This window comes from Tunturiibacter psychrotolerans, from assembly GCF_051013365.1.
Taxonomy (GTDB): Bacteria; Acidobacteriota; Terriglobia; order Terriglobales; family Acidobacteriaceae; genus Edaphobacter; species Edaphobacter psychrotolerans_A.
The window spans coordinates 5,178,980-5,200,606 of the sequence record NZ_CP132941.1 but is presented as its reverse complement, the minus strand read 5'-3'; the positions used below and the strand labels follow the sequence as shown (position 1 = coordinate 5,200,606).

23 protein-coding genes are annotated in these 21,627 nt (G+C 55.8%); 18 read left to right on the top strand and 5 right to left on the bottom strand.

Annotation, left to right across the window (positions count from 1 at the left end; genetic code table 11):
- Positions 1 to 370 precede the first annotated feature (370 nt).
- A complete protein-coding gene (locus RBB76_RS22210; RefSeq protein ID WP_429634952.1) occupies positions 371 to 1,531 on the top strand; it encodes an IS30 family transposase in 1,161 nt (386 codons plus the stop codon).
- Between the two features lie 340 nt (positions 1,532 to 1,871).
- Here the strand turns inward: RBB76_RS22210 and RBB76_RS22205 are convergent, their stop codons facing one another.
- The gene (locus tag RBB76_RS22205) at positions 1,872 to 2,822 is read right to left on the bottom strand and encodes a hypothetical protein (RefSeq protein ID WP_429634854.1); all 951 of its coding nucleotides are present in this window, start codon (positions 2,820 to 2,822) and stop codon (positions 1,872 to 1,874) included.
- A 290-nt stretch (positions 2,823 to 3,112) separates the two neighbouring features.
- Here RBB76_RS22205 and RBB76_RS22200 point away from each other — a divergent pair, with 290 nt between their 5' ends.
- The gene (locus tag RBB76_RS22200; RefSeq protein WP_429634855.1) at positions 3,113 to 3,958 is read left to right on the top strand and encodes a hypothetical protein; all 846 of its coding nucleotides are present in this window, start codon (positions 3,113 to 3,115) and stop codon (positions 3,956 to 3,958) included.
- A 197-nt stretch (positions 3,959 to 4,155) separates the two neighbouring features.
- Complete coding sequence (locus tag RBB76_RS22195) at positions 4,156 to 5,034, top strand: tyrosine-type recombinase/integrase (RefSeq protein WP_429634856.1); 879 nt, start codon at positions 4,156 to 4,158, stop codon at positions 5,032 to 5,034.
- A gap of 90 nt (positions 5,035 to 5,124) precedes the next feature.
- On the opposite strand, the gene RBB76_RS22190 is transcribed toward RBB76_RS22195, so the two are convergent.
- Positions 5,125 to 5,526 carry a winged helix-turn-helix transcriptional regulator gene (locus tag RBB76_RS22190; RefSeq protein ID WP_433963581.1) on the bottom strand — a complete coding sequence of 134 codons (402 nt, stop codon included), beginning with the start codon at positions 5,524 to 5,526 and terminating at the stop codon, positions 5,125 to 5,127.
- Positions 5,527 to 5,706: 180 nt separating this feature from the next.
- Between RBB76_RS22190 and RBB76_RS22185 the strand changes: the two genes are divergently transcribed.
- From RBB76_RS22185 to RBB76_RS22155, 7 genes are all read left to right on the top strand, one after another.
- The gene (locus RBB76_RS22185) at positions 5,707 to 6,249 is read left to right on the top strand and encodes a nuclear transport factor 2 family protein (RefSeq protein ID WP_429634858.1); all 543 of its coding nucleotides are present in this window, start codon (positions 5,707 to 5,709) and stop codon (positions 6,247 to 6,249) included.
- Between the two features lie 68 nt (positions 6,250 to 6,317).
- On the top strand, positions 6,318 to 7,067 hold the full coding sequence (locus RBB76_RS22180; RefSeq protein WP_429634859.1) for a 3-oxoacyl-ACP reductase family protein: 750 nt from the start codon (positions 6,318 to 6,320) through the stop codon (positions 7,065 to 7,067).
- Positions 7,068 to 7,139: 72 nt separating this feature from the next.
- On the top strand, positions 7,140 to 7,439 hold the full coding sequence (locus RBB76_RS22175; protein ID WP_429634860.1) for a hypothetical protein: 300 nt from the start codon (positions 7,140 to 7,142) through the stop codon (positions 7,437 to 7,439).
- Positions 7,405 to 8,052, top strand: a complete 648-nt coding sequence (locus tag RBB76_RS22170) for a hypothetical protein (RefSeq protein WP_429634861.1) — start codon at positions 7,405 to 7,407, stop codon at positions 8,050 to 8,052. Before RBB76_RS22175 ends, RBB76_RS22170 begins: the two co-directional genes overlap by 35 nt.
- Positions 8,053 to 8,250: 198 nt before the next feature.
- The gene (locus tag RBB76_RS22165; protein ID WP_429634862.1) at positions 8,251 to 10,554 is read left to right on the top strand and encodes a hypothetical protein; all 2,304 of its coding nucleotides are present in this window, start codon (positions 8,251 to 8,253) and stop codon (positions 10,552 to 10,554) included.
- A gap of 248 nt (positions 10,555 to 10,802) precedes the next feature.
- Entirely contained in the window at positions 10,803 to 11,015 is a 213-nt protein-coding gene (locus tag RBB76_RS22160; protein ID WP_429634863.1) for a PRTRC system protein C, read from the top strand.
- 107 nt (positions 11,016 to 11,122) lie between these two features.
- Positions 11,123 to 12,214 (top strand): hypothetical protein, encoded by a 1,092-nt coding sequence (locus RBB76_RS22155; RefSeq protein ID WP_429634864.1) that lies wholly within the window; start codon positions 11,123 to 11,125, stop codon positions 12,212 to 12,214.
- 73 nt (positions 12,215 to 12,287) lie between these two features.
- Here RBB76_RS22155 and RBB76_RS22150 read toward each other — a convergent pair whose 3' ends face one another.
- The gene (locus tag RBB76_RS22150; protein ID WP_429634865.1) at positions 12,288 to 12,515 is read right to left on the bottom strand and encodes a hypothetical protein; all 228 of its coding nucleotides are present in this window, start codon (positions 12,513 to 12,515) and stop codon (positions 12,288 to 12,290) included.
- 38 nt (positions 12,516 to 12,553) lie between these two features.
- On the opposite strand from RBB76_RS22150, the gene RBB76_RS22145 reads away from it, so the two are divergent.
- Entirely contained in the window at positions 12,554 to 13,081 is a 528-nt protein-coding gene (locus RBB76_RS22145) for a hypothetical protein (protein ID WP_429634866.1), read from the top strand.
- 264 nt (positions 13,082 to 13,345) lie between these two features.
- On the opposite strand, the gene RBB76_RS22140 is transcribed toward RBB76_RS22145, so the two are convergent.
- A complete protein-coding gene (locus tag RBB76_RS22140) occupies positions 13,346 to 15,007 on the bottom strand; it encodes an alpha-amylase family protein (RefSeq protein ID WP_429634867.1) in 1,662 nt (553 codons plus the stop codon).
- Between the two features lie 43 nt (positions 15,008 to 15,050).
- On the opposite strand from RBB76_RS22140, the gene RBB76_RS22135 reads away from it, so the two are divergent.
- The 5 genes from RBB76_RS22135 (at position 15,051) to RBB76_RS22115 (ending at position 20,191) form a co-directional block, all read left to right on the top strand.
- Positions 15,051 to 16,616, top strand: coding sequence for an alpha-amylase family glycosyl hydrolase (locus RBB76_RS22135; RefSeq protein WP_429634868.1), 1,566 nt, complete (start codon positions 15,051 to 15,053; stop codon positions 16,614 to 16,616).
- 214 nt (positions 16,617 to 16,830) lie between these two features.
- Positions 16,831 to 17,781: a LysR family transcriptional regulator gene (locus RBB76_RS22130; protein WP_429634869.1), complete on the top strand. Its 951-nt coding sequence runs from the start codon at positions 16,831 to 16,833 to the stop codon at positions 17,779 to 17,781.
- Positions 17,782 to 17,926: 145 nt separating this feature from the next.
- On the top strand, positions 17,927 to 18,817 hold the full coding sequence (locus RBB76_RS22125; RefSeq protein WP_429634870.1) for an SDR family oxidoreductase: 891 nt from the start codon (positions 17,927 to 17,929) through the stop codon (positions 18,815 to 18,817).
- A gap of 19 nt (positions 18,818 to 18,836) precedes the next feature.
- Positions 18,837 to 19,739: an alpha/beta fold hydrolase gene (locus tag RBB76_RS22120; protein ID WP_429634871.1), complete on the top strand. Its 903-nt coding sequence runs from the start codon at positions 18,837 to 18,839 to the stop codon at positions 19,737 to 19,739.
- A 53-nt stretch (positions 19,740 to 19,792) separates the two neighbouring features.
- A complete protein-coding gene (locus RBB76_RS22115; RefSeq protein ID WP_429634872.1) occupies positions 19,793 to 20,191 on the top strand; it encodes a DNA cytosine methyltransferase in 399 nt (132 codons plus the stop codon).
- A gap of 110 nt (positions 20,192 to 20,301) precedes the next feature.
- Here the strand turns inward: RBB76_RS22115 and RBB76_RS22110 are convergent, their stop codons facing one another.
- Positions 20,302 to 20,568 carry a hypothetical protein gene (locus RBB76_RS22110; protein WP_429634873.1) on the bottom strand — a complete coding sequence of 89 codons (267 nt, stop codon included), beginning with the start codon at positions 20,566 to 20,568 and terminating at the stop codon, positions 20,302 to 20,304.
- 193 nt (positions 20,569 to 20,761) lie between these two features.
- On the opposite strand from RBB76_RS22110, the gene RBB76_RS22105 reads away from it, so the two are divergent.
- Complete coding sequence (locus RBB76_RS22105; protein WP_429634874.1) at positions 20,762 to 21,169, top strand: single-stranded DNA-binding protein; 408 nt, start codon at positions 20,762 to 20,764, stop codon at positions 21,167 to 21,169.
- Positions 21,170 to 21,200: 31 nt separating this feature from the next.
- Complete coding sequence (locus tag RBB76_RS22100; RefSeq protein WP_429634875.1) at positions 21,201 to 21,596, top strand: single-stranded DNA-binding protein; 396 nt, start codon at positions 21,201 to 21,203, stop codon at positions 21,594 to 21,596.
- Positions 21,597 to 21,627 lie beyond the last annotated feature (31 nt).

The following is a 21,627-nucleotide window of genomic DNA, read 5'->3' as shown; positions in this document are numbered from 1 at the left end:
AGGCGAGCGCTGAACGCGGAGAGATCGTTGGGGTTCGAAGGCACCTATTCGTGAGCGACCGCTGAGGCACATCGCTCTTAAGAGCGTGCGCACAGTGGCCAACCCAAGCAGGTCAGCAGGGAACTTCCCAAACTAGTCGAAGACGATGATCAAGCCGTGATGCTCCCATGCCTCTGGCCTGAAAGTCAAGTCCGACCGCGTATTCAATCGGTTTTCGTTTTTGGGAACATCACGAGTATGAGCGGAACGGACAAGTCTCTAGGAACGCATTACTGGTTAGCTACGAATGCACATTCCCGCTAAGTCAGGCGGTCTCAACCGGTCGGTGCAACACCATCTGATATGAATTCAATTTCTAAAGGTGGTGGTTATGGCACAAGGAAAACGGAACAGGCTTACCACGGAGCAGCGGATCGAGATGTGGGGGCGCTGGAAGGCGGGCGAGTCGTTGCATGACATTGGGCGAGCCTTCGGTAAGGGGCATGGTTCCATTCGGTTCCTGTTGACGCAGCGCGGCGGGATCGCTCCTGCTCCGCGTCGGCGTTCACCACGAACGCTGACCTTGTCCGAGCGGGAAGAGATCTCACGAGGAATCGCAGCTGGTTCGCCGATCCGGGAGATAGCCAGCGGATTGCAACGTCCTGTGTCGACAGTGAGCCGTGAGGTGGCACGTCATGGCGGGCGTCCACTCTATCGAGCCAGTGAAGCCGATCGTCAGGCATGGGAGTCCGCTCTGCGACCCAAGGTCTGTCTTCTTGCCAACCACGAGGAACTGCGGATGATCGTGGCCAGTAAACTGATCCTGGACTGGTCGCCGCAACAGGTTTCGAAATGGCTGAAGGTCCATTATCCCAGCAACGAGAGCATGCGTGTGTCCCACGAGACCATCTACCGCAGCTTATTCATCCAGGCCCGTGGAGTGCTGAAAAAAGAGCTGGTTCAGCATCTCCGGTCCAAGCGGCTGATCCGTCGTTCACGGCACGCTCGGGCTGGCGGAAAGTCCCACGGTCAGATCGTCGATGCTATCTCGATCAGCGAAAGACCGGCAGAGGTTGAAGACCGCGCCGTTCCCGGCCACTGGGAAGGCGACCTGCTTGCAGGCAGCCAAAACACTCATATCGCAACCCTGGTGGAACGGCACTCGCGCTTCGTCATGCTCATCAAAGTGCCCAGCAAAGATACCGCGACGGTTGTCGCCGCGTTGAGCAAGCACGTGCTTAAACTGCCCGCAACTCTGCGGCGCTCGTTGACCTGGGACCGAGGGCTGGAGATGGCCAAACACAAGAGCTTCACGGTGGACACAAATGTAAAGGTCTACTTCTGTGACCCGCAGAGTCCATGGCAGCGCGGAACCAATGAAAATACCAACGGCCTGCTAAGACAGTACTTCCCTAAGAAGACCGACTTGTCCGTCCACACTCAAGCCCATCTCAACAAGATCGCGCTCCGTCTAAACCAACGCCCGCGAGAGACCTTGGGCTTTCAAACGCCAGCGAGTAAACTGCAAGCCAGTGTTGCATCGACCGGTTGAGACCGCCCACGTTTTCGGAAAGTTCGATGGTCAGGCGTCTCCGGGTCCACAAGACGTGGTCGGAGTCAGACGCTGGAGAGTAAGGTGCGGTTTGCCGACCACACGGAAGTTGGGCAGTTGCAAAGCACGCGCGTTTTGCCAAGCCGACGCGGAACGGGATCAGTTGCTATGCTGAGCTTTTACATCGTGGGTTCCGTCAAGCCATTTCCCAAACGGGCAGTGACCCTTGAGCATCTCGTATCCGAGGCCGCGATTTATGTAGTCCAGATACTGCGCAGTATCTGAACTACACTGCAAACATTCGGTCGGATCGCATGTTTTGCAACCATGCGCAGTGTAATCAGTAGGCCATTCCGTAACCGAGAGAAAAGGGTGTCCAGACCAACCTCATTTCTCCGTCGTGTTCCTCCGGAACGTTGGTCTTTGACGGCATCGCTCCGCTTCGTACGGCACCGATGAGCTTTTGTGCTGACCTGAACCCAAAACTCGTTACGTGCCGCTTGCGGTCAAGAGAATCATCGTATCCTATACAACCTGCAACGAGGACGGGAGATGAAGAATCTCCGCTAGACGACGCCTGTGGCGCGGTGGGGATGGGCGCGTCAAATGGGATTGTCAGGGACGACCCGGGCGGGACGAAGTCGCCATTCGAGGATACTTGCGAAGCCTTGGAGCAAGCCTTTGCAATATCCGAGCCCAGATTAAACTGATCCGAATCGGCTACAATCGCGTATCCGACGACAATGGCGTGCAGCGCCGGAGCCCGCCCGTTGTTGGTGATCCGCAACGCGATACCCTTGAGAGACAACACGTGTGTTTGATCCTCATTTCGGAGAGGCGAAATGAGCTCGCTCCCTGAAAGCCATGATCGATTGAGCAAAAAGTCCTTCTGCTGGGAGAACCTTGAGGTCACAATCGCGCTTGCTATGCTCACCATGATCGCAACACTAGAGACAATTATAGGAATAAGCTTTAGCCAGTCTTCGGTTCTCCGTCTCCTCAGAGCATTCTCAATTGATTCTCGGCCCTCGGATGTGAGCCACTCCGAGTCCGAATACGTTGAGATCCAGACTGGTTTCACCTCAATGCCTTGATTTCTCGCCCTAAGTAAGAGATGACGAGATCGAGAAATACTAAGTTCACGATCCAGAGCTTCAGTTCGCCTAATCAACGTTGCTTGTTCATCCGGATCGTCCGTCTCTTCGATCCTTGACATGGCAGACTCAAGCTGCTCCTGAAGTCTTCGTGCTTCGACAACGTCGTGCTTAGTGGGCTTTGGCAGCTTAAGCATGCTTCCTCCATTCAGGGGTCGAGCGTGTTGCGGAACTCTGTACCACAAAGCATATGGCTTACTGTTCAATTACGGCATCCGAGATTCCCTTCAATTCAACTCGCTTTGATAGCTATCTGGTACCATGCCTTCGCCACCACAAATGGCCACGCCACCAGACTCTGCCATTGGGTTTTAGAGAGAATTGCTCAGGGCTCACACCTTTTCTGATTAGGAATAACAACATGGCATCTGCTTCGTTGCCTGCGACGAATTCATTACGTAATCGATTCGTAGGAGTTGTTCCCCCCATGTCGTTTAAGAATACGGGAGAACTAAAGCGCCTATTGCTAATGTTCGATCGCCTCGCGCTTGACATGGGAAGCGCGGGCATGTCGCACCTAGAGCAACGTATATTATCAGACGCAAAGAAGGACGTTGATTGGCTTAGCCAGCAACAACTCCTAACGACGTTGGCAGGGCTAGTTACAGATAGCACGCCGACACGACTCACTTCCGCCCTACCGGTGCAAGGTGGCGATCTTCTTGATTTGGGCTATAGAGGAGCAGCGGGATTGACCGGCCGAATTGGCGGCATGATGAAAGTCGTGTCCGGCAAAGCACTTCGCGTGACCGCATCCGAACTGCGGGAGAAGTTTGGCGTAGATGCAATTGCCGTACCGAACTCCCTTGAGAGTGAGAACATTGACACACCGGTTGGACAAGAAGCTGTTGTTCGAATCACCTTGAGAGAGTTTCCAGTGCTGTCCGACTCGACCCCGTGGAATCAGATAATCGAGTTTCGATCAGATGCGGAAGCTAGATCCCAATTTCCCCGCCTAAAACAGTGGATAAATAAGACCGTAAGGACGGGATTGAAGGAATATGAAGTAGCTGATGAATTACGAGACCTGATCTACGAATACCAATTGGGTATGAAATGTCACAAGATGAAAGTGGGCGCCGGCGAACTAAAGATGGTTCTCGCTACGAACGTAGATGTCGCAGAAAGTCTTACCCGGCTGCAAATGACAGGAGCGAATAAGGGACTATTCACTGTCACTGATTACAAACTGAGTCTTCTTGAGGAAGAGAGACGGACTCCTGGACGCGAAATCGCTTACATACTCAGCGCCAAAGCGGCCTTCGAAAGATGACTTGCCTAAATAGTTCTGGATAGCGCCGCTTGCGTGACATTGTTCCGGGCGGATGACGGGCCATCCGGACAGAACTGCACGGATGGGTCGGATCATGGTTTGGTGGCAAGGAGGCCACAGACCGTGAAGCAGAAGCCGCGCTCCCCAGTCAATCGCAAGAAAGCCAAGACCGTCTTTGCGCCTTCCCGATCTTGAACATGCCAAGGCCAGTCCTGAATAGCCTGACAAGTGCTGATGCCCAGCGCGGGTATCGTCATGCCATCGACGAGTTCGTTGACTGGTATTGCTCAGAACCTCGTCTGGCATTCAATCGGATTGTGGTCTTAAGGTACAGGAGCTATCTGGAGTCCCGGCAACTGGCTCCAGGAACCGTCAACCTGCGCCTGGGCGCAGTGCGGCGGCTCGTGTACGAAGCTGCCGATTGTGGCCTGCTCAGTTCGGATCTCGCAGCTGGCATTTGCCGTGTCAAAGGTGTGAAGAAACTCGGTGTTCGCCTTGGAAACTGGTTGACGGTAGAGCAGGCTCACTCTCTTTGGCAAGCGCCAGATAACCAGGGTCTCAAAGGGAAGCGGGACCGAGCACTTCTTGCGTTGCTGCTGGCGTGTGGGCTGAGGCGACACGAAGCCGTTGGCCTGAGGATTGATGACTTACAGCAACGGGAAGAACACTGGGCGATTGTCGATTTGCTGGGCAAGGCAGGACACGTTCGAACGGTTCCGATCCCCGACTGGGTGAAAGAGCAGTTAGACGAGTGGCTGAGGGCGGCTGGAATTGGCCGGGGTAGGATCTTTCGCAGGGTCACCAGGATGGGGAGGCCATGGGGAGACTGCATGACGGAAAAGTCGATCTGGCACATTGTGAAGGATTGTGCGAAAAGGATCGGTATGCCTAAACTGGCCCCTCATGACCTGCGGCGGACGTGTGCTCGTCTGTGCCATGCTTCAGGAGGCGAACTGGAGCAGATTCAGTTCCTTCTGGGACATGTCTCGGTTCAAACGACCGAGCGATACCTTGGCTGCAAGCAGCGAATTCGGTCAGCGGTCAATGATCGCATCGGAATCGAACCAAATCCCTGAATCGTCGGGGTTCTGGAAGGTTTGCCGACAAAACAGCGTCGTGGCGAGAAACTTTTTTGGTGACTGACAAAAAAAGGTTAATAGGCATCGTCATCGGATGAATGAAGCTGGCCGAGGCATTGCGTTCTTCTGGACAGATCGAGGCGGGCGCTTGTTCCGGTCTGGCGTGACAAGGATACTTCTGCCGTCCTTAGAATGATCGCTGTTGCTTTCTATGAATCCATGGAACTCGAGGTGACGCACGTACCATACGAACAGCGGTGAGATCGCCTGCAAAAGCTCCTTTCCGCTCGAAGTCAATTCATATTCGACTCGGGGTGGAACCTCTGGATAGACGGTGCGTGTGATAAGACAATCGTGCTCAAGGCTGCGAAGAGTGCGTGTCAATACCTTCTGCGTGATTGTATTGAGACGCCGTCCAAGTGCTGCGAAACGGACAGGACCATTGGGACCAATCGCGCCTAGAACGCGCAAAGACCATCGATCGCACATCCGCTTCATCAGTTCGTTTGCCTGATTCTCGGTTTCCGGTGGCAAAGAAGCACACCACTGGAGAATCTCTTCTACGCTTCCGGTATTCCTTAAGTCAGTTACTGACATATTTGTGCCTTCTTGTTTGTGGTCCGCACTCCGCGCATAGTTGAGGAAGTGCAGTTGAGGAGACTTCAAACTATGAGCGCAGCAACTTTAGAACGCAATGTTCAGTATATTCTTGACCGCCTGGAGATTCAGGATGTTCTGGCACGCTATGCGGCCGGGCAAGACGATCATCAAGGCGAACAGGGAGGAACTGTGGAGGACTGGGGCAAGGTGTTTACACCCGATGCTGTCCTTGACTACACCCAGGCCGGACCTGCTTTCGGGGAGAAGTGCTCCTATCAGCAGCTCGCCGAAATCATGCGCGGAGCCGCAGAGCGTCCGGGGCTTATGAGCGGCAGCTTTCATAAATGGCAGCACATGCTCGGTCTTCCGCTTGTGGAAATTGAGGGAGACACAGCCCGAGCACGAACCGACCTTCTCGCGACACATTCGGGTCGCACGAATGTCGGCACTCCATGGCACCTGTTCGATGGTTGCATCTTTCATGACGACCTGGTCCGAACCGATTATGGCTGGCGAATTCGATATCGCCGACTCGAGGTGCATTACGTCGAGATCATCGAAACGCTGCAACCAGGGAAAAAGCTAGAAGGTCTTATCGGGCAAGCTGAGTAGACGCTTGTTATCAATGAGTCGAATACCAACGCTACAAAACAACGCTCATTCTGAGCGAGGAGAACAGTATGGCAAATTCAGGATCACTTGCAGGAAAGGTTGCACTCATTACAGGCGACTCGCGAGGAATAGGAGCAGCAATCGTGCGGAGACTAGCAAAGGAAGGTGCAGCAGTAGCGTTCACTTATTCCAACTCTCCCGAGAAGGCCGAAAGCCTACAGGCGACGATCGAGACTGCTGGTGGACGAGCTTTAGCTATCAATGCCAACAGTGCCGACGTGGAAGCAGTGCGTAACGCAGTTGAGCTGGCCGTCGAAAGCTTTGGAAAGCTGGACATCTTAGTCAATAGCGCAGGCATCCTGTTGCGTGGAACGATCGATGAGTTCACGGTAGAGGATTTTGACCACATGGTGGCTGTCAATGTCAGGGGAGCATTTGTTGCTGCCCAGGCTGCTGCTCGGCATATGGTCGCAGGCGGCCGCATTGTCGTCATCGGCAGCACAGCAGCGGATCGCATCGGCTATCCTGGGGCAAGCGTCTATTGCATGACCAAGGGCGCAATAGCCACTCTGGCGAAAGGGATGGCTATCGACCTCGCCTCGCGTGGAATCACCGTCAATACGGTACAGCCGGGACCGACGGGAAGCGATATGACCCCCGCGGATGGGCCCCGTGTCGACCTTCTCAAGGGACTTATTCCCGTCGGTCGCCTTGGAAAGGATGATGAGATCGCTGGACTGGTCTCGTATGTGGTTAGTGCGGAGGCGGCATTCATCACAGGAGCTACCCTCACCATCGACGGTGGCTATGCAGCGTGACCGATCCGGCTCACTCCGAGCCGCTCACCCGCATGGAAGAAGGTCGAGCCGTTCCTCCTTCCTAAACAAGAAATGTCCGGAGGTCGGCCCATCACGCCACTTCACGGCGGGCACGTCGGACTTCTTTGCACCGCAGGTCTGTTGAATGGTGTCTTCGGGGAAGGCAAGGAGCGCCATATCGCACGCTGGCGCACCGTAAAGAGCGTCACCACCTTTGAAGTCGAAGAGGACGGCTACAAGGAGGTTCACCGGCGCGAGCGCTTCTCCAATGAATTGGCTCTGATCTACGAGGACGGGCAGAGACTGGTTCTCACCGAGGCAAGAAAGGAGAAGGAGAATGCAGGACGCGCACTTGCGGCTGGGGCGGCTTGAGTATACCCGCACCAGCGAGAAGACGAACACGCACATCTTTCTTCACGTTGACCGCTATATGGGGGATGGGAGTCAGGCCCATCTGCTCAGCCTGTTTGGGAACGATGCCGAGGTGGGGGCTATCACGGCCGCCATCCATGAAAATCACACGTTTAACCTGATCTTTCCCGACGGGAGAACGCAGGTGGCCGGCTTTGGCAAGGATGTCTCTTGCTATCGTGGATCCCTGAATGTACCCGACAGAAAACAGCCGCTGCGCCATCTCATCGCCCTGTCGGCGTCGCTTCATGGCAATGGGAGCGCAGGCCAGACCTTCGTGATGAACTATCAGCCGCACACACAGAATCTCACATGGGCAGCTCTGGCGAGCCTGCTTGGGCTCCCTGCCGATCCGCGATGGGGAGAGCATGTTCTCAGGCAGTTGCAGCACCTCGATAAGATCAAGCCACTGCCAGGCATCGGATGCGATCCAGTCGTGATCCATGTCACGCGCGAAGAGCTGCTGGAGCAGATCGGTCGCGCCTGCGCCGCTGGAAGCTTACCCTTCCCCAAGAAGAACGGTCCGATCCTGTGGCCGAGATTCACGATGCGAGACGCTCTTGCCTCCTCCTAGACTCCGTCCCGGGCAGACAGACGGGTTAGCGGCGCGGCAGCTTGCCAACATCAACCCGATCCTGATTCGCAAACGCTCTTTCGTCATCTAGGGGATGTCCAGTAGGACGAGTAGGGCAGATCATTTTCATCCAGAGAGAACAAAAAGACTAGCTACGGGCTGGCCTTTTTGTTTGCGGTTCCCGCCCAGGAGGCCAACATGGAGACTTACTACGACTATTTAAGGTCTTTTGCCTCGGAGCTTGGGTCGCGCATCGTCGAGATGTATCCGCCGCTGCAGGGGCCGAAGGACCCCATCGCGCCCGCGCTAAGGACTCTTTTGCGCAAACCGTTACCGGCGCAGGCCATGACGATTACAGGGGCTGTGAAGTACCTCAAAACAGCTAACTCGGTTCGCATTGTCGGGGAGTGTGGGACCGGCAAGACGTTGATGTCGATCGGCATCGCGCATGCTCACGCCGATGCGAAGCCGTACAACGCGATCGCGATGTGCCCACCTCATCTCGTACTGAAGTGGGCGCGAGAGGTCTTGCTGACCGTACCACGTGCCCGGGTCTTTGTTCTCTACGACCTTCGAAATGGGGGCGATCCATCAAAGCCCCATGGCGTTGTCGAGATGAAACTACGGAACGGTCACGCGGTCTGCAATGGGTTGAAGACCACTCTCTCCGAACTTCGCAGGCTGGGTCGGAAAGGCTGGAGAAAGATCTGCCTGGGGCCGGCATACTTCATCGTCAGCAAGGAGGCAGGCAAACTCAGCTACTTCTGGAAGCATGCTTATGGGCGGTCAGAGTCTGGCAGGTGCCGGTTGAGTATCACGAATCCGGACACCGGTCGATCGATTCCCCGCCCCGACGGCGGTTACGTCTCAAGAGCTGATTTTGCCGACGTGAAGCTGAAGGAGACGATCGTCCGAGAAAGAGGAGGCACGGAGAGCCATTCAGCCCTCTGGCAAGCCGACCGGAACAAGATTCAGCGGATCGCGCCGCTCGAGTTCATCAGCCGCTACATGAAGGGCTGGTGGGACTATTCCATCGCGGATGAGTTGCACCAGCTTGCGAATGACACCGCCCAGGGTAACAACCTGGACGTATTGCGACGTTGCGCCCGCAAACTCATTGCTCTGACCGGAACGATGATGGGCGGCTATGCCGACGATCTCTTCCACATCTTCTACAGAATGGAACCGCGAAAGATGGTGAAGGAAGGATTCGAGGCTGGCAGCGAGGGACGCGGCGACTTTCAGGCTACTTATGGAGCCCTCGAATCCATCGAGAAGATTCCTGACGTCGACAACGCGTGTAGCCGTGCCGCTAAGAGCACTGTCCGGGTTTCCCGCAAGCCGGGAGCTTCCCCTCTGCTCTTCGGCAAGTTTCTGATGAGTTCAACGGCATTCGTCACGCTCGAAGACATCGCCGACTACCTTCCTCCCTATGAAGAGACCGTGCATGAGGTCTCGCTTGATGCCGAGCTTGGCAGGGCCTACGAGGCGATCGAGCAGGATATCCGGGAGGCGCTGCATGAGAATCGCGGCAACCGAAGCTTGATGAGCCTCATCCTCCATCGGCTGCTACTTTATCCGGACCATCCTTTTGGCATCGGTGAGATATGGGCCAAGCGCTTTGATCCTCAAGAGGGCCGTCTGGTGCCATTTCTGGTTACGAGGGCGCCAGAGTTGCCGCAGGAGATTATCTATCCGAAGGAACAGAAGCTCATCGACGACGTTCGCGAGGAACTTCGTGAGGGGCGGCGCTGCCAGGTGTACGCCACTTTCACCGGGGAGCACGACGTCGCTGGGCGTCTCGAACGGGTCCTACGCCAGGCAGGATTCCGAGTAGCCGTCCTTCGCCAGACGGTCCCGACGCTGCGCCGTGAGCTCTGGTACGAGAAGCAGCTCAAGACAGGCGTTGACGTCGTCATCTGTCACCCTAAGCTGGTTGAGACAGGGCTCGATCTGCTTTGGTTCCCAACGATTTACTTCTACGAGACAGGCTACTCGCTGCATACGCTGCGTCAGGCCTCACGGAGATCGTGGCGGATCGGGCAGGTGTACGGGGTCCGCGTGAAGTTCTTCATCTACGCGGCCACCACGCAGTTGACGTGCCTGCGTTTGATGGGAAAGAAGATGTTGGTCGCCCTGATGATGGAGGGCAAGTTCTCCGGAGAAGGTATCCATTCGATGGACACCGACGATGACATGATGGCCGCGATGGCACGCGAGCTTGTGGAGAAAGGCGGTGTCGGTCAATCCGCCGATGCCATCTGGAACGAGCTGAAACGTGAACGCGGAACACATGCTGCCTCCGGCCCGAAGCTGGTAGAGGCACTCGCATTCGATGAGAATGCCAACGCTCCTTCCCTGCTGCCTGAATTGGCGGACACTCCTTCAGCGGGCTCACCTGGATTGACGGTGGTGCATTCGAGCCTGGAGCCAAAGAAGAAGCCTGAACCGATCTGGCCCACTGGCACGGTAGCCGGCGAACAGATGAAGCTCTTTGGATGAGAAGGATGCAAACTTTGCCGACATCGTTTTTTTCCCCGACGATGGCAAGCGATGATACTGTAGCCGGTGGGAGAACAGTTCCAACGAGGCCGCTTCTCTTCGGCTTCGATCAACGGCAAAGAGAAGGGTCAGCTTCGGGCTGGCCTTTTTCTTTGCCGTGGAGATCTTCATGCCAAAAGGGCCCGTTTCTTCCATCCGATCCTCGCGGCCACACCATTTCCAGACGATGTTCTGAAAGGAGAGCAGCCATGACCAGTCTTAAAACAGAAGTGCTTTCGCGAGAGTTTCACTACAACGGTGTTCGCATTCCAGATCCAGGCCCGGAGTTGACCGTAGAACAGGTCCGCGACCTACTCACCCCCAACTATCCCGAGATTGCAACTGCATCGGTGTCCGGTCCGGAAGATACCGGCTCCGTATTGCGCTACACCTTCAGCCGCGCAATCGGGTCGAAGGGCTGAGCGATGTCTGCGCCACCGATGACGCCGGAAGAACTGATCGCATTGTTTGCCGCAAAGGCAAAGGCGCCCCCCACGGAGGCAAGCCAGCTACTCGTGAGGCATCTGACATGCAAAGAATCCGTCGCTCTCGCCCACCTGGTGTCCGAAGCAGCAGACCGGCAGACCGGATCGCGCAGTCAACCACTCCCGGCACCTGCGGAGTTACTGCCACCGCTGGGATAACGACACTTGCTCCGGCCTTTGGCCAGGCTCTCCCTTCCCTTGACGCTATTCCAACCGCATACAGTCACGAGTTCCACCCTGAACTGGTCTACGATCTGTGTACCGTTCTGGTGCGGGAAGGTCTTGGGACGCCAGAGATGTGGCAGAAGTGCAATGAAAATGTCATCGTCTTTGCGCAACACGCCATCATGCAAGGGATCGGCGAGGAGCGCTGGAACCTACTTCAGCGCAACGTCGAGTATCACCTGCAAGTGAGTGATGTCGCCGAGCGGGAGGGCTTCGATGCCGCACTCGAGAATGGGCAATTGGCCGTGACGTTCGAGTGCAGCGGCTCCGGTTATCTCAAGATCGAACCAGCGATCGATGCGCTCGAAGAGGAGGCAGAAGGTCTCGGAGCGGCGTTCTACTGGATGTTGACTTACGCACTCTATCGCGTCATGCGGGTTTACAACCACGACGACGCGTTGCAGTACGAGGAACGGATGAAGGAGTATGCCGAAGACGAGGAGGAAGGCAACCAAGAGCAGTACGAGTTTCCAGACGTTGAGAAGGCGCTTCCCGAGTGCATCCGTAAGACGCTGACGCACGACCCCAAGGGGTGGACCCTTCAAGCCCGCCGCCTCCTCTGGACCTATCGGAATGGGAGATACCGCTCATGGATCGAGCGGCTGCGCACGATTCAGCGACTCTCCCGCCTTCGACTCGATCGGTCCCGTAACTTCCTGCAAGAAGGCAACTATGACGGTCCGCCGCTGCCATCGCTGCTTGTAGCGTTCAAGGAACACGACCCGATCACAGCCTGCTTCGACGAGGAAGGCCAGTACATGCTGGAGGGCAGCTCAGAGCCGGTCGTCGGTGTGGTTTTCAGTCCACAGAAACCCGATGAAGTGCGGCATGCGATACGAATTGTCGCGCACTTTCTCGTCTTCAATTACAGGCTCTTTCAACTTGTCGAAGAGTTGCAAGAGCTATGTTGAGGCGCTAATTATGTTACGTAGAACCTGCGAGGTGACGTACTCATTGACGTTCATGATGACGAGTACAACATAACTAGGCCGTGGTGGCTGCTGGTTCTAGCACATGCTGCTGCCTGTTCCAGTCGAGTCCTGCCATCTGCTCCAGAATCATGCTGCCACTCAATGCAGCGAAATCCTGCGCCGGCGAGGTGCGAGGAGAACAAGTATCGCCCTGTCGAACCCGGGCGGAGATGTCGATGAACGGGCGGCTGAAGAGTTGGCGGTCAACCACCCGGAACCCAGGATCACTCAGATGGCTCAACGAGTGACTCGGCGATTTGGCAGCAGCTGACGTTGGTGATGCGCGACCTAACTTCACGATTGCTTCTCGATCGTGGTTTGGGTGCGGCTGGTGTCGCAATCAACGCAGGTCCACCGCGGGGCGTCCTTCCAAGCCCGAGGGCCATCCGATCCGCACTTCCGGTAATGCTGGCATGGCGTGGATGGTCTCGCATTCTTTTCATGTCGTTCAAAGGCTTTTCAACAACCTTCGCAAACACGCTTGCGCCTTCGCAACAAAGGGAAACGTATGACCAGCATATTGTTCCTGCACCAGGGCGAATCTATTTCCAGGCTGCTTTCGGTATTGGGATTGCGGTTCGGTTCAAAAACTCGAAGCGTCCGCCCTTGTTGCTGACCGCCGCCGCCGAAGACCGTACCTGCACGCCTACCATGGTGCGTACGATGTATCGAAAACAGAAGCAGGCTCCAAGCCGAACTGACATCCTTGAGTTTCCCAAACGCAGTCATTGGCTTATCGCTGAGCCAGGATGGGAAGAAGTTGCCGGCGCGATCCTGAAGTGGGCTGAAGCCAACGCGAAATCATAGAGAAAAGGCTAAATCATCTCTAAAGTATTCAGGACGCGCAAAGTTCCTAGTGCGACTTTGAAAAAATGAATCACTCTATTGCCTAACATTCATGGCAGCAGGATGTGAACGAAGGAAACAGCTACAGAGTCAAACTCTGTACCTCGAAGGCGGATCGAGTATCGCGTAACGTCGAATCACACGGTCACGGCGATGAGAAGTATCCGATATGTGGGTCATCACTCGAACGCACTCCTTTGGATGCGGCGATTCGATGTCGGCTACCTAAACAGTGCTGCGCTTGAGGAGATAATCCAGTCCACAGACGCGAAACCAACGATACCCATACGGCTCGAGGAGCATCCAGTGTCGGCCGCTGTCGTCTGGCTGGCTATGATCAGCGGACAGAAGATTGGTCAGCACGCAATTTTCTTCACCACTATTTACTAAAAGACTTATCTCTCTCGGCTCCCCGGTGAGGTTATGGACGCACAGCACGCGGTTATTGCGCCAGTCATATTGCATCGCCAAGACTTGTGGAGTTCCGGACGGGATAAAAGAGAAATCACCCCACCCAATCTCGGGCACCTCTTTTCGCATACGGATCATGCGTTCCATCCAGTTCAGAAGTGAATTAGGATCCCGGCGTTGATCTGCGACGTTGACATGCTCAAAGCTGTACGGGCCACTACTGATGATGGGTAGAACCGGCTTGTCGCTCTTTGTGAAGCCCGCATTGGGCTCGGTCGACCACTGCATCGGAGTGCGCGCGCAGTTCCGTTCCGGCAATTTCAGATTGTCACCCATTCCGATCTCGTCTCCATATCGGATCACGGGGGTACCGGGCAGAGTCATCATCAAACTGTAGGCGAGCTCCAAACGACGACGATCTCCCTGCAGCATCGGTGCAAGTCGACGACGAATACCGCGCTGATACAACTGCATATCCGGATCAGGACCAAATGCGGCAAAGACAGCTTCTCGCTGCTTGTCCTCGAGACGGCCGAGGTCGAGTTCGTCATGATTCCGTAGAAACTGCCCCCACTGCGCCGAGGCTGGCCGCGATTTGGTCGCTCGCATTGCTTTCACGAGCGCTCGGCAATCGCCTGTGGCGAGAGCGCAGAAAAGGTGCTGATTCACATCAAAATTGAACATCATTTGCACGCGTTCCCCCGCGCTGCCGAAGTACTTCATGTCGGTACCTGGCAGGACGTTAGCCTCGGCCAGGATAATCGCCTCTCCGTCCCTCCAAATCAGGAACTGGCTGAAGGTACGAAGCATGTCGTATTGCTCTTCGGGCTTAGCAACGCTTGCACCCTTCTGTGCAATGACAAAAGGAACTGCGTCCATGCGAAAGCCGGAAACGCCAAGTTGCAACCAGAAGCCCATGATCTTGAGGATCTCGGCCTGAACCTCGGGATTAGAAGTATTGAGATCCGGCTGAAAATCGTAAAAGCGGTGAAAGTAGTACGCTCTTGCTATTTCGTCGTAATCCCAGGTGGACTTCTGTACACCTGGGAAGACCACGCCCGACTCAGCGTGTTTTGGCTTCTTCTTTGACCAGACATACCAGTCCCGATATTTGGACTGCGGATCACGACGTGATTCCTGAAACCATGGATGTTCGTTGGAGGTGTGGTTGACGACGAGATCGATGAGCACACGCATCCCGCGCTGCTTACAGCCGTGCGCAAACTCGACAAAGTCGCCGAGGGTGCCATAGCGAGGATCAACTCCATAGTAGTCCGCAACGTCATAGCCATCATCCTTGCAGGGGGATGGTTGGAAGGGCATGAGCCAAATGGCAGTGACGCCGATACCCTGCAGATAGTCCAGGCGACGCATCAATCCCTGGAAGTCACCGACACCGTCTCCATTAGCATCCATATAGGTGGCGACCGAAAGGCAATAGATGACCGCGTTCTTGTACCAGAGATCGTTGATCATTCAAGCAATCTTTCAACTGAGAGATTCATTGGAGCAAAGTTAGATGCAAGAACTGGACTGGTGGAAATCCGCAATCATCTACGAGATCTATCCGCGTTCCTTCCAGGACAGCAACGGAGATGGTATTGGCGACCTTAAAGGCATCCTGCAAAGACTCGACTATCTTGTCCAGCTAGGGGTCGATGCGATCTGGATCTCGCCTATCTATAGATCGCCGATGGCCGATTTCGGCTATGACGTTGCCGACTATTGCAGCGTCGATCCCATCTTCGGAACCATGCAGGATTTCGATCACCTTTTGCAGGAAGCCCACCATCGAAACCTAAAGGTCATCCTCGATTTTGTCCCGAATCATACCTCCGATCAGCACCCATGGTTTTTGGAGAGCCGGTCTTCCCTGGAGAGCCCCAAACGAGACTGGTATCTTTGGCGCGACGAACCGAACAACTGGATGAGCAACTTCGGCGGGTCGGGTTGGCAATGGGATGAATCCACGGCCCAGTATTACTATCACTCCTTCCTCAAAGAGCAACCTGATCTTAACTGGCGCAATCCTGCCGTACGGACGGCCATGTATCAGTCACTTCGATTTTGGCTGGAGAAAGGCGTAGATGGGTTTCGAGTCGATGTCATGTGGCTGATGATCAAGGATGATCAGTATCGTGATAACCCGCCCAATCCTGACTACGTCGAAGGACAGTCGACCGGCAACAGTTTGCTCACGGTCTACAACTCCGATCAACCGGAGGTGCATGCTGTCGTCGCCGAGATGCGCGCCCTAATCGACCAGTATCCCAACCGCGTGCTCATCGGCGAGATATACCTGCCTGTGAAGGACCTGATGACTTATTACGGACAGAACCTGAAGGGCGCGAATCTGCCGTTCAATTTTCTCTTGCTCCAGAGCCCCTGGAAAGCGGAAGCAGTTGCCCAGGTGATCTCGGAATACATCACTGCCTTGCCTTTGGGAGCGTGGCCCAATTGGGTGCTGGGTAATCACGACAATGCTCGCATCGCAACGAGAGTGGGCGTGCAACAGGCTCCGGTTGCGGCGATGCTTCTGCTCACGCTTCCGGGGACTCTGACAATGTACTATGGCGAGGAGATCGGCATGACCAATGTCCCTATTCCAGCCCAGGAAGTGCGGGACCCTGCAGAAATGAATCAGCCCGGGATTGGGATGGGACGAGATCCAGAGCGCACGCCGATGCCATGGAGCGGCACACCGTTGGCCGGCTTTACTCAGGGGAAGCCCTGGCTTCCGCTTGGAGCCGATCATGAACTCATCAATGTCGCCACGCTCCAGGAGGATGAAGCTTCGATTCTGAACCTGTACGTCAGGCTGATCGCTCTCAGGCGAATGCATCCGATATTGGCAGGCGGGGAGATGCGTTCGATTGCCGCGGAGGGCAATCTATTGAGCTACGAACGCGTAAAAGACGGAGAACGGATCCTCGTGCTGCTAAACCTCGGGGTCGAGCCGGTCCGAGTCCGCACAAAAGCTGGAACGATTCTGGAGTCTACCTGTCTGCATCGCACAGGGCAGAAGCTTGATAACTCTGTTGAACTAAGATCGTCGGAAGGAATCATTATCCAACCAACTCACTAACCTGGAGTGCATGGACACAACAATCTCAGCTGGATTGGAAATTCCGGATATCGGCGAGGTGATGAATCTCTCCTCTAGATGCTGATGTAATCGCAGGACTGACGGTGGAGTGGAGGTCTTTTACTGCGGCTTCTGCCGCATGGACGCTGGAAGACGCCGCCAGCGATGACCTGGCTTCTTCTGCTGATGCAGCTTTCGCAAAGTAGTATTGCTCATGGGCAAAGCTCCTGATCTAAACGATGTCACCGCATTTGTCGCCGCAGCCAAGGCTGGAACTCTGAGTGGGGCGGCAAGAGATATGGGTCTCCCGACCTCGACGGTGAGCAGGGCTCTTACCCGTCTCGAAGAACACGTTGGCGTACTCCTGATTCGACGAAATCAGCGAGGATTGGTGCTTACGGATGCGGGTAAAGAATATCTGACTTCGTGCAGGCGCGCTTTGCGGTCATTGCGGGATGGCGGCGAACTCATTGAGCGGCAACGCGTCAATCCAAGTGGATTGCTGCGGATAGCCGCTCCCGTTTGTTTTGCGAAGAACACTCTGGCGCCGCTGCTAGCGGGCTTCCTTAAAGCTTTCCCCGAAATGAAGGTTGAACTCGATCTTTATTCTTCCGGATGGGATCAAGAGGGTGCAGACGAGGTGGACGTCTACTTCAAGGTTCGAACACCGAAAGATTCCGCTCGAAGATGCCACCTGTACCCCAAAATCTCGCAAGGCCTCTTCGCCAGTCAGGATTATCTGAGTTTTCACGGCGGCCCGCGCGACCCTACAGATCTGAGCAAACACCGGTGCATCGGTCTGTTGGCCGAGACGAACTTCAACTTATGGAAACTGATGAAGGGCACAAAGACGACCTCACCGGAGCTCCATTTTGTGTTAACTGCGAGCGACCCGGAGATCCATTGTCAGCTTGCTCTCGATGGTGTTGGCGTCGCCGTGCTGCCGCTCTGGCTCGCGAAGCAACCGCACGTTGAAAAGCACCTTGTACCTGTGTTGCCTTCGTGGCGACCGATCCCTATTGCTCTCTGTGCGCTGTATTCTGGTGCTTCGCGGTTGACTCCGAAGATTGAGGTTTTCATGGACTATCTGGAACCGTTCATCGGGACGGAACGGGACCCGTGTCTTCGTGGTGCCCCGGCTAAGGTCTGCTTTATCAGGCCATAGCTAACAAACAGATATGCGCTGATTCCTCCATATTGCATACAGGCAAACTTGTTTTGCATTTACGACTCATCGTTCCGACCGCAATTAGGCATCTCTAGTATTAGCTCCCGACCGCGTAGGGCGGCAGGGACACAGGAGAAATGCTATGAAGGTTTTAGCGATAGGTGGAGCGGGGCACGTCGGTTCCGAGGTTGTGAAGGAACTCTTAAAGCGCAATGCAGCGGTCGATGTCCTGGTTCGCAAAGAGGGCACGAAGGTGTCTGACGGTGCCAACGCTGTCGTTGGCGATCTCCTTGATCCGGTTTTCTTGGAGAAAGCCCTGGACGGGACAGACAAGCTGTATTTGCTCAACGCAGTCACCCCCGATGAACTCACGCAGGCTCTCATCGCCTACGACCTCGCTAAGAAATTGAAAGTGAAGCACATCGTCTATCACTCAGTCTTTCGGGTCGATCACTTCAAAGACGTGCCGCACTTCGCCTCGAAGTTCGCGTTGGAAAGCGCTCTACACGCGTTTGACCTTCCGTTTACGATTATCCGTCCAAACTACTTCAACCAAAATGACGTTGGACTCAAAGACCCGTTGACGAAAGCCGGGATTTACCCGATGCCTCTAGGGCCGGTCGGTGTCTCCACAGTGGACGTTCGGGACATTGCCGAGGCAACCGCAATTGCCCTGACGACAGCAGGACACGAGGGTAAAACCTACAACCTGAACGGCCCCGACATTGTGAGCGGCCTGGGCGCGGCTGCGATCTGGTCTGAGGTTCTCGGCAAGAAGATCACGTATGGCGGCCATGACATGGATGCATTTGAAAAGCAGATGCGCGAGAAATCTCCCGCCTGGTCCGCCTTCGATATTCGCATGATGTTTCAGGGGTACATCGAACGTGGCTTCGTTGCAGGGGATGGCGACCTCGAGACGCTGACAACGCTGCTCGGCCATGCACCTCGACGATACATAGATTTTGCCCGCGAGACGGCTGTCGCATGGCAAAACAAATTCGAAGCGTCCGGCGTTTCTGCAGCGGCTTAGTACTCTTTGAGGTTGGTCCGTGAATGACAATTTCCTACCGGCAAACATCCCCGGCTTCGCAAGCGAAACCGCCCTGGTAAACGGGGTTCGAATTCACTACTGGGTCGGAGGAAATCCGAACGGACCCCCTGTGCTGTTGTGGCATGGATTCCTGGGAACCAGCTACGTCTGGAATAAAGTAATGCCCATTCTTGCGGCGGCGGGCTACGCGGTCCTCGCTCCCGACATGCGAGGCTACGGGGATTCTGACAAACCAGCGGGCACAGCCGGATATGATGGCCGGGCACTCGCGGCGGAGTTCCGTGCCCTGGTGCATCTACTGGGATTCGGAGCAGGTCAGCCACTTCTCATCGCTGCCCACGATATGGGCGCACCTCCAGCTCTTCTCTGGGCCGCCGATTTTCCGGACGAAGTGCGTGGACTGTTCTACATGGAAGTGCCTGTCATGCTGTCTGAGATTCTGTCAGAAACCATCTGCTACACGCCAACCGCTATGGCGAAAGGTTCAATGTGGTGGTGGATCTTGCCTCTCGCGCCCGATGTACCGGAGCGGCTTGTCGTCGGTCAAGAACGCGCTTTTCTGAGATGGTTTTTCGAAATTGCCAGTCCTTGCTTCATTCCGCCAGAATCGGTCGATGAATACCTGCGGTCGTTCTCTGGACGCGAGGGCGTGCTTGGAGCAATGGGCGTCTATCGCGCAGCCTTCCAGACAATCGAGCAGACGGAGTCATTGCGAAAGAGCAAGGTGACAGTACCCGTCATCGCGCTGGGCGGTGCAAATGCTCAGGGAGACAAGATCAGGGAGATGGTCTCAATGGTTGCTGTGAATGTGACAGGTCATGTGATCCCGGATTGCGGCCATTTCCTCCCCGAGGAGTGTCCTGAAGAGATCGCCCGGCAAATTCAAGCCTTTACGAAGTGATTGGGGCATAGCCTGCGCGGTCATGCGACAGGCAACAAAACGAGGACAACACGATGGTAGACGATAAGACATTTCCAACGACTACGCGTCAGCTTGCAGTCTCCCTTCCCGCTGGACGCACAAATGTTTGTGTCGGAGCCGACACCTACTCGATCGTTCTTGGAGGTACAGATACGGACGATAAGTTCTCTTTCATTGACATGCTTATTCCACCCGGCGGCGGCCCAATGCTGGCCGTGCGGCGGCTGACACCGCGCGAGTGCGAACGATTGCAGGGATTCCCCGATGACTACACCCTGGTCGAATATCGCGGCAAGCTGGCGGCCGATGGCCCCCGCTACAAAGCGCTCGGCAATTCTATGGCGGTTCCAGTCATGCGCTGGATCGGCGAGCGCATCGCAGCCGTCGGTGCGATCCTCCGCGATCGACACGGCAACGAGAGCGTCCGATGAGTCGGCAGGCACTCACTCAGACGACACTGACGCGTACCTCCCAGGCGCGGAGAGAATCAGACCTTCTTCTTGCCTTTGCATTTCCTGCCCTGGTGCTATGCATCTCGCCTCTAACTCCGTCGCCCATAGACAGGCTCTTTGCGCGGCGAGGTGCGGAGGACGATCGAGAGCGGACGGCGCGGTTCACCCACCCTCTGCTTTTGGCACCGGATCTGTGGCAGGTGAGTCCAAATGGTTCCGTTACTGTCAGGTTGCACCGTCATGCTGAACGCCGTCGGGTCCTTCAAAGGGGTGTTTCCATAGAGCCCATCTCTCCCGTATTTTCCCTGCTCGCCCTCGGTCACTCGCTCCAGTGCTTTACCCGCGCCCTGCGGCACGGCGCGTCTCTGCTTCGGTTATGCCGCCCTACGGGTTACGGCTTTCAGAAAATCTTTGTGCAACGAACGCAAAAAGATTTTCCGGAACTTCCCTAAAAGCGCCGCTTGGCACTTGGGAGCGGGGCACCTCGCGTCGCTTCGCGCAAGAGTGTCCCGAGGGCAATCCGGGCAAATACAAACAAGGAGAAACACAATGGCACTCTACGAAAACAACGTCAAACTGAAGGGCTACGTCGGCAAGGACGCCGAGAGCTACGCAACCAAACAGCAGCAGATCTTCGCGGTCTTCTCGATCGCCGTCAAGTCCGGCTACAAGGACAAGCAGACGGACCAGTGGGTCAACCGTACCGAGTGGCCCGGCATCGGCGCCTTCGGCAAACCCTCCGACATCGCGAAGTACCTGAAGAAGGGCGACTACGTCGAGATCGAAGGCGAACTGCGCAGCTCCGAGCGCGAGGTCGAGATCGTCAAGGACAAGAAGAAGACGAAGATCAAGATCCGCGATTGGGAGGTACGCGCTAGCAGCGTGAAGAAGCTGGCGAAGCCGTCCTCGGGGGAGACTCTCGATACCGAGACCATCACGGAGGGCGACGCGGCTTAGGCCGCGTTGTCCTCCCTCCGGAGGTGCAGCTATGACACTCTTCGAAAACAACCTCATGTTACGCGGCTTCCTCACGAGGGATGTCGAGGTGCATTCTTCGAATGGAATCACCGAGGACGCTTTCGCAGTCCTGTCCCTCGCGACGATGTCCGGTACCTGGAATGTCGCCACCAACGAGTGGACCTCACGCATAACCTCGCACCGGGTCGTCTGCCCTGGCCCCTGGTTCTGCGGCTTCACGCGCGGCATGAGGCGCGGCGACTATGTCGAGGTCGAAGGGGAGCTTTACGTCCACGACTATGAGCGACCGGTTGTAGTGGAAGGCGAGCGCTTCACTGCGAAACGATGCGTTGGCGAGGTCCGCGCGCTTCAGGTTCGCAAGCTCGAGCGTCCGCTTGTAGTCATCGATACAGGCGTGGACGACTAACGCGATCTCGCTCTCTTTCGCGGAGAGGCCG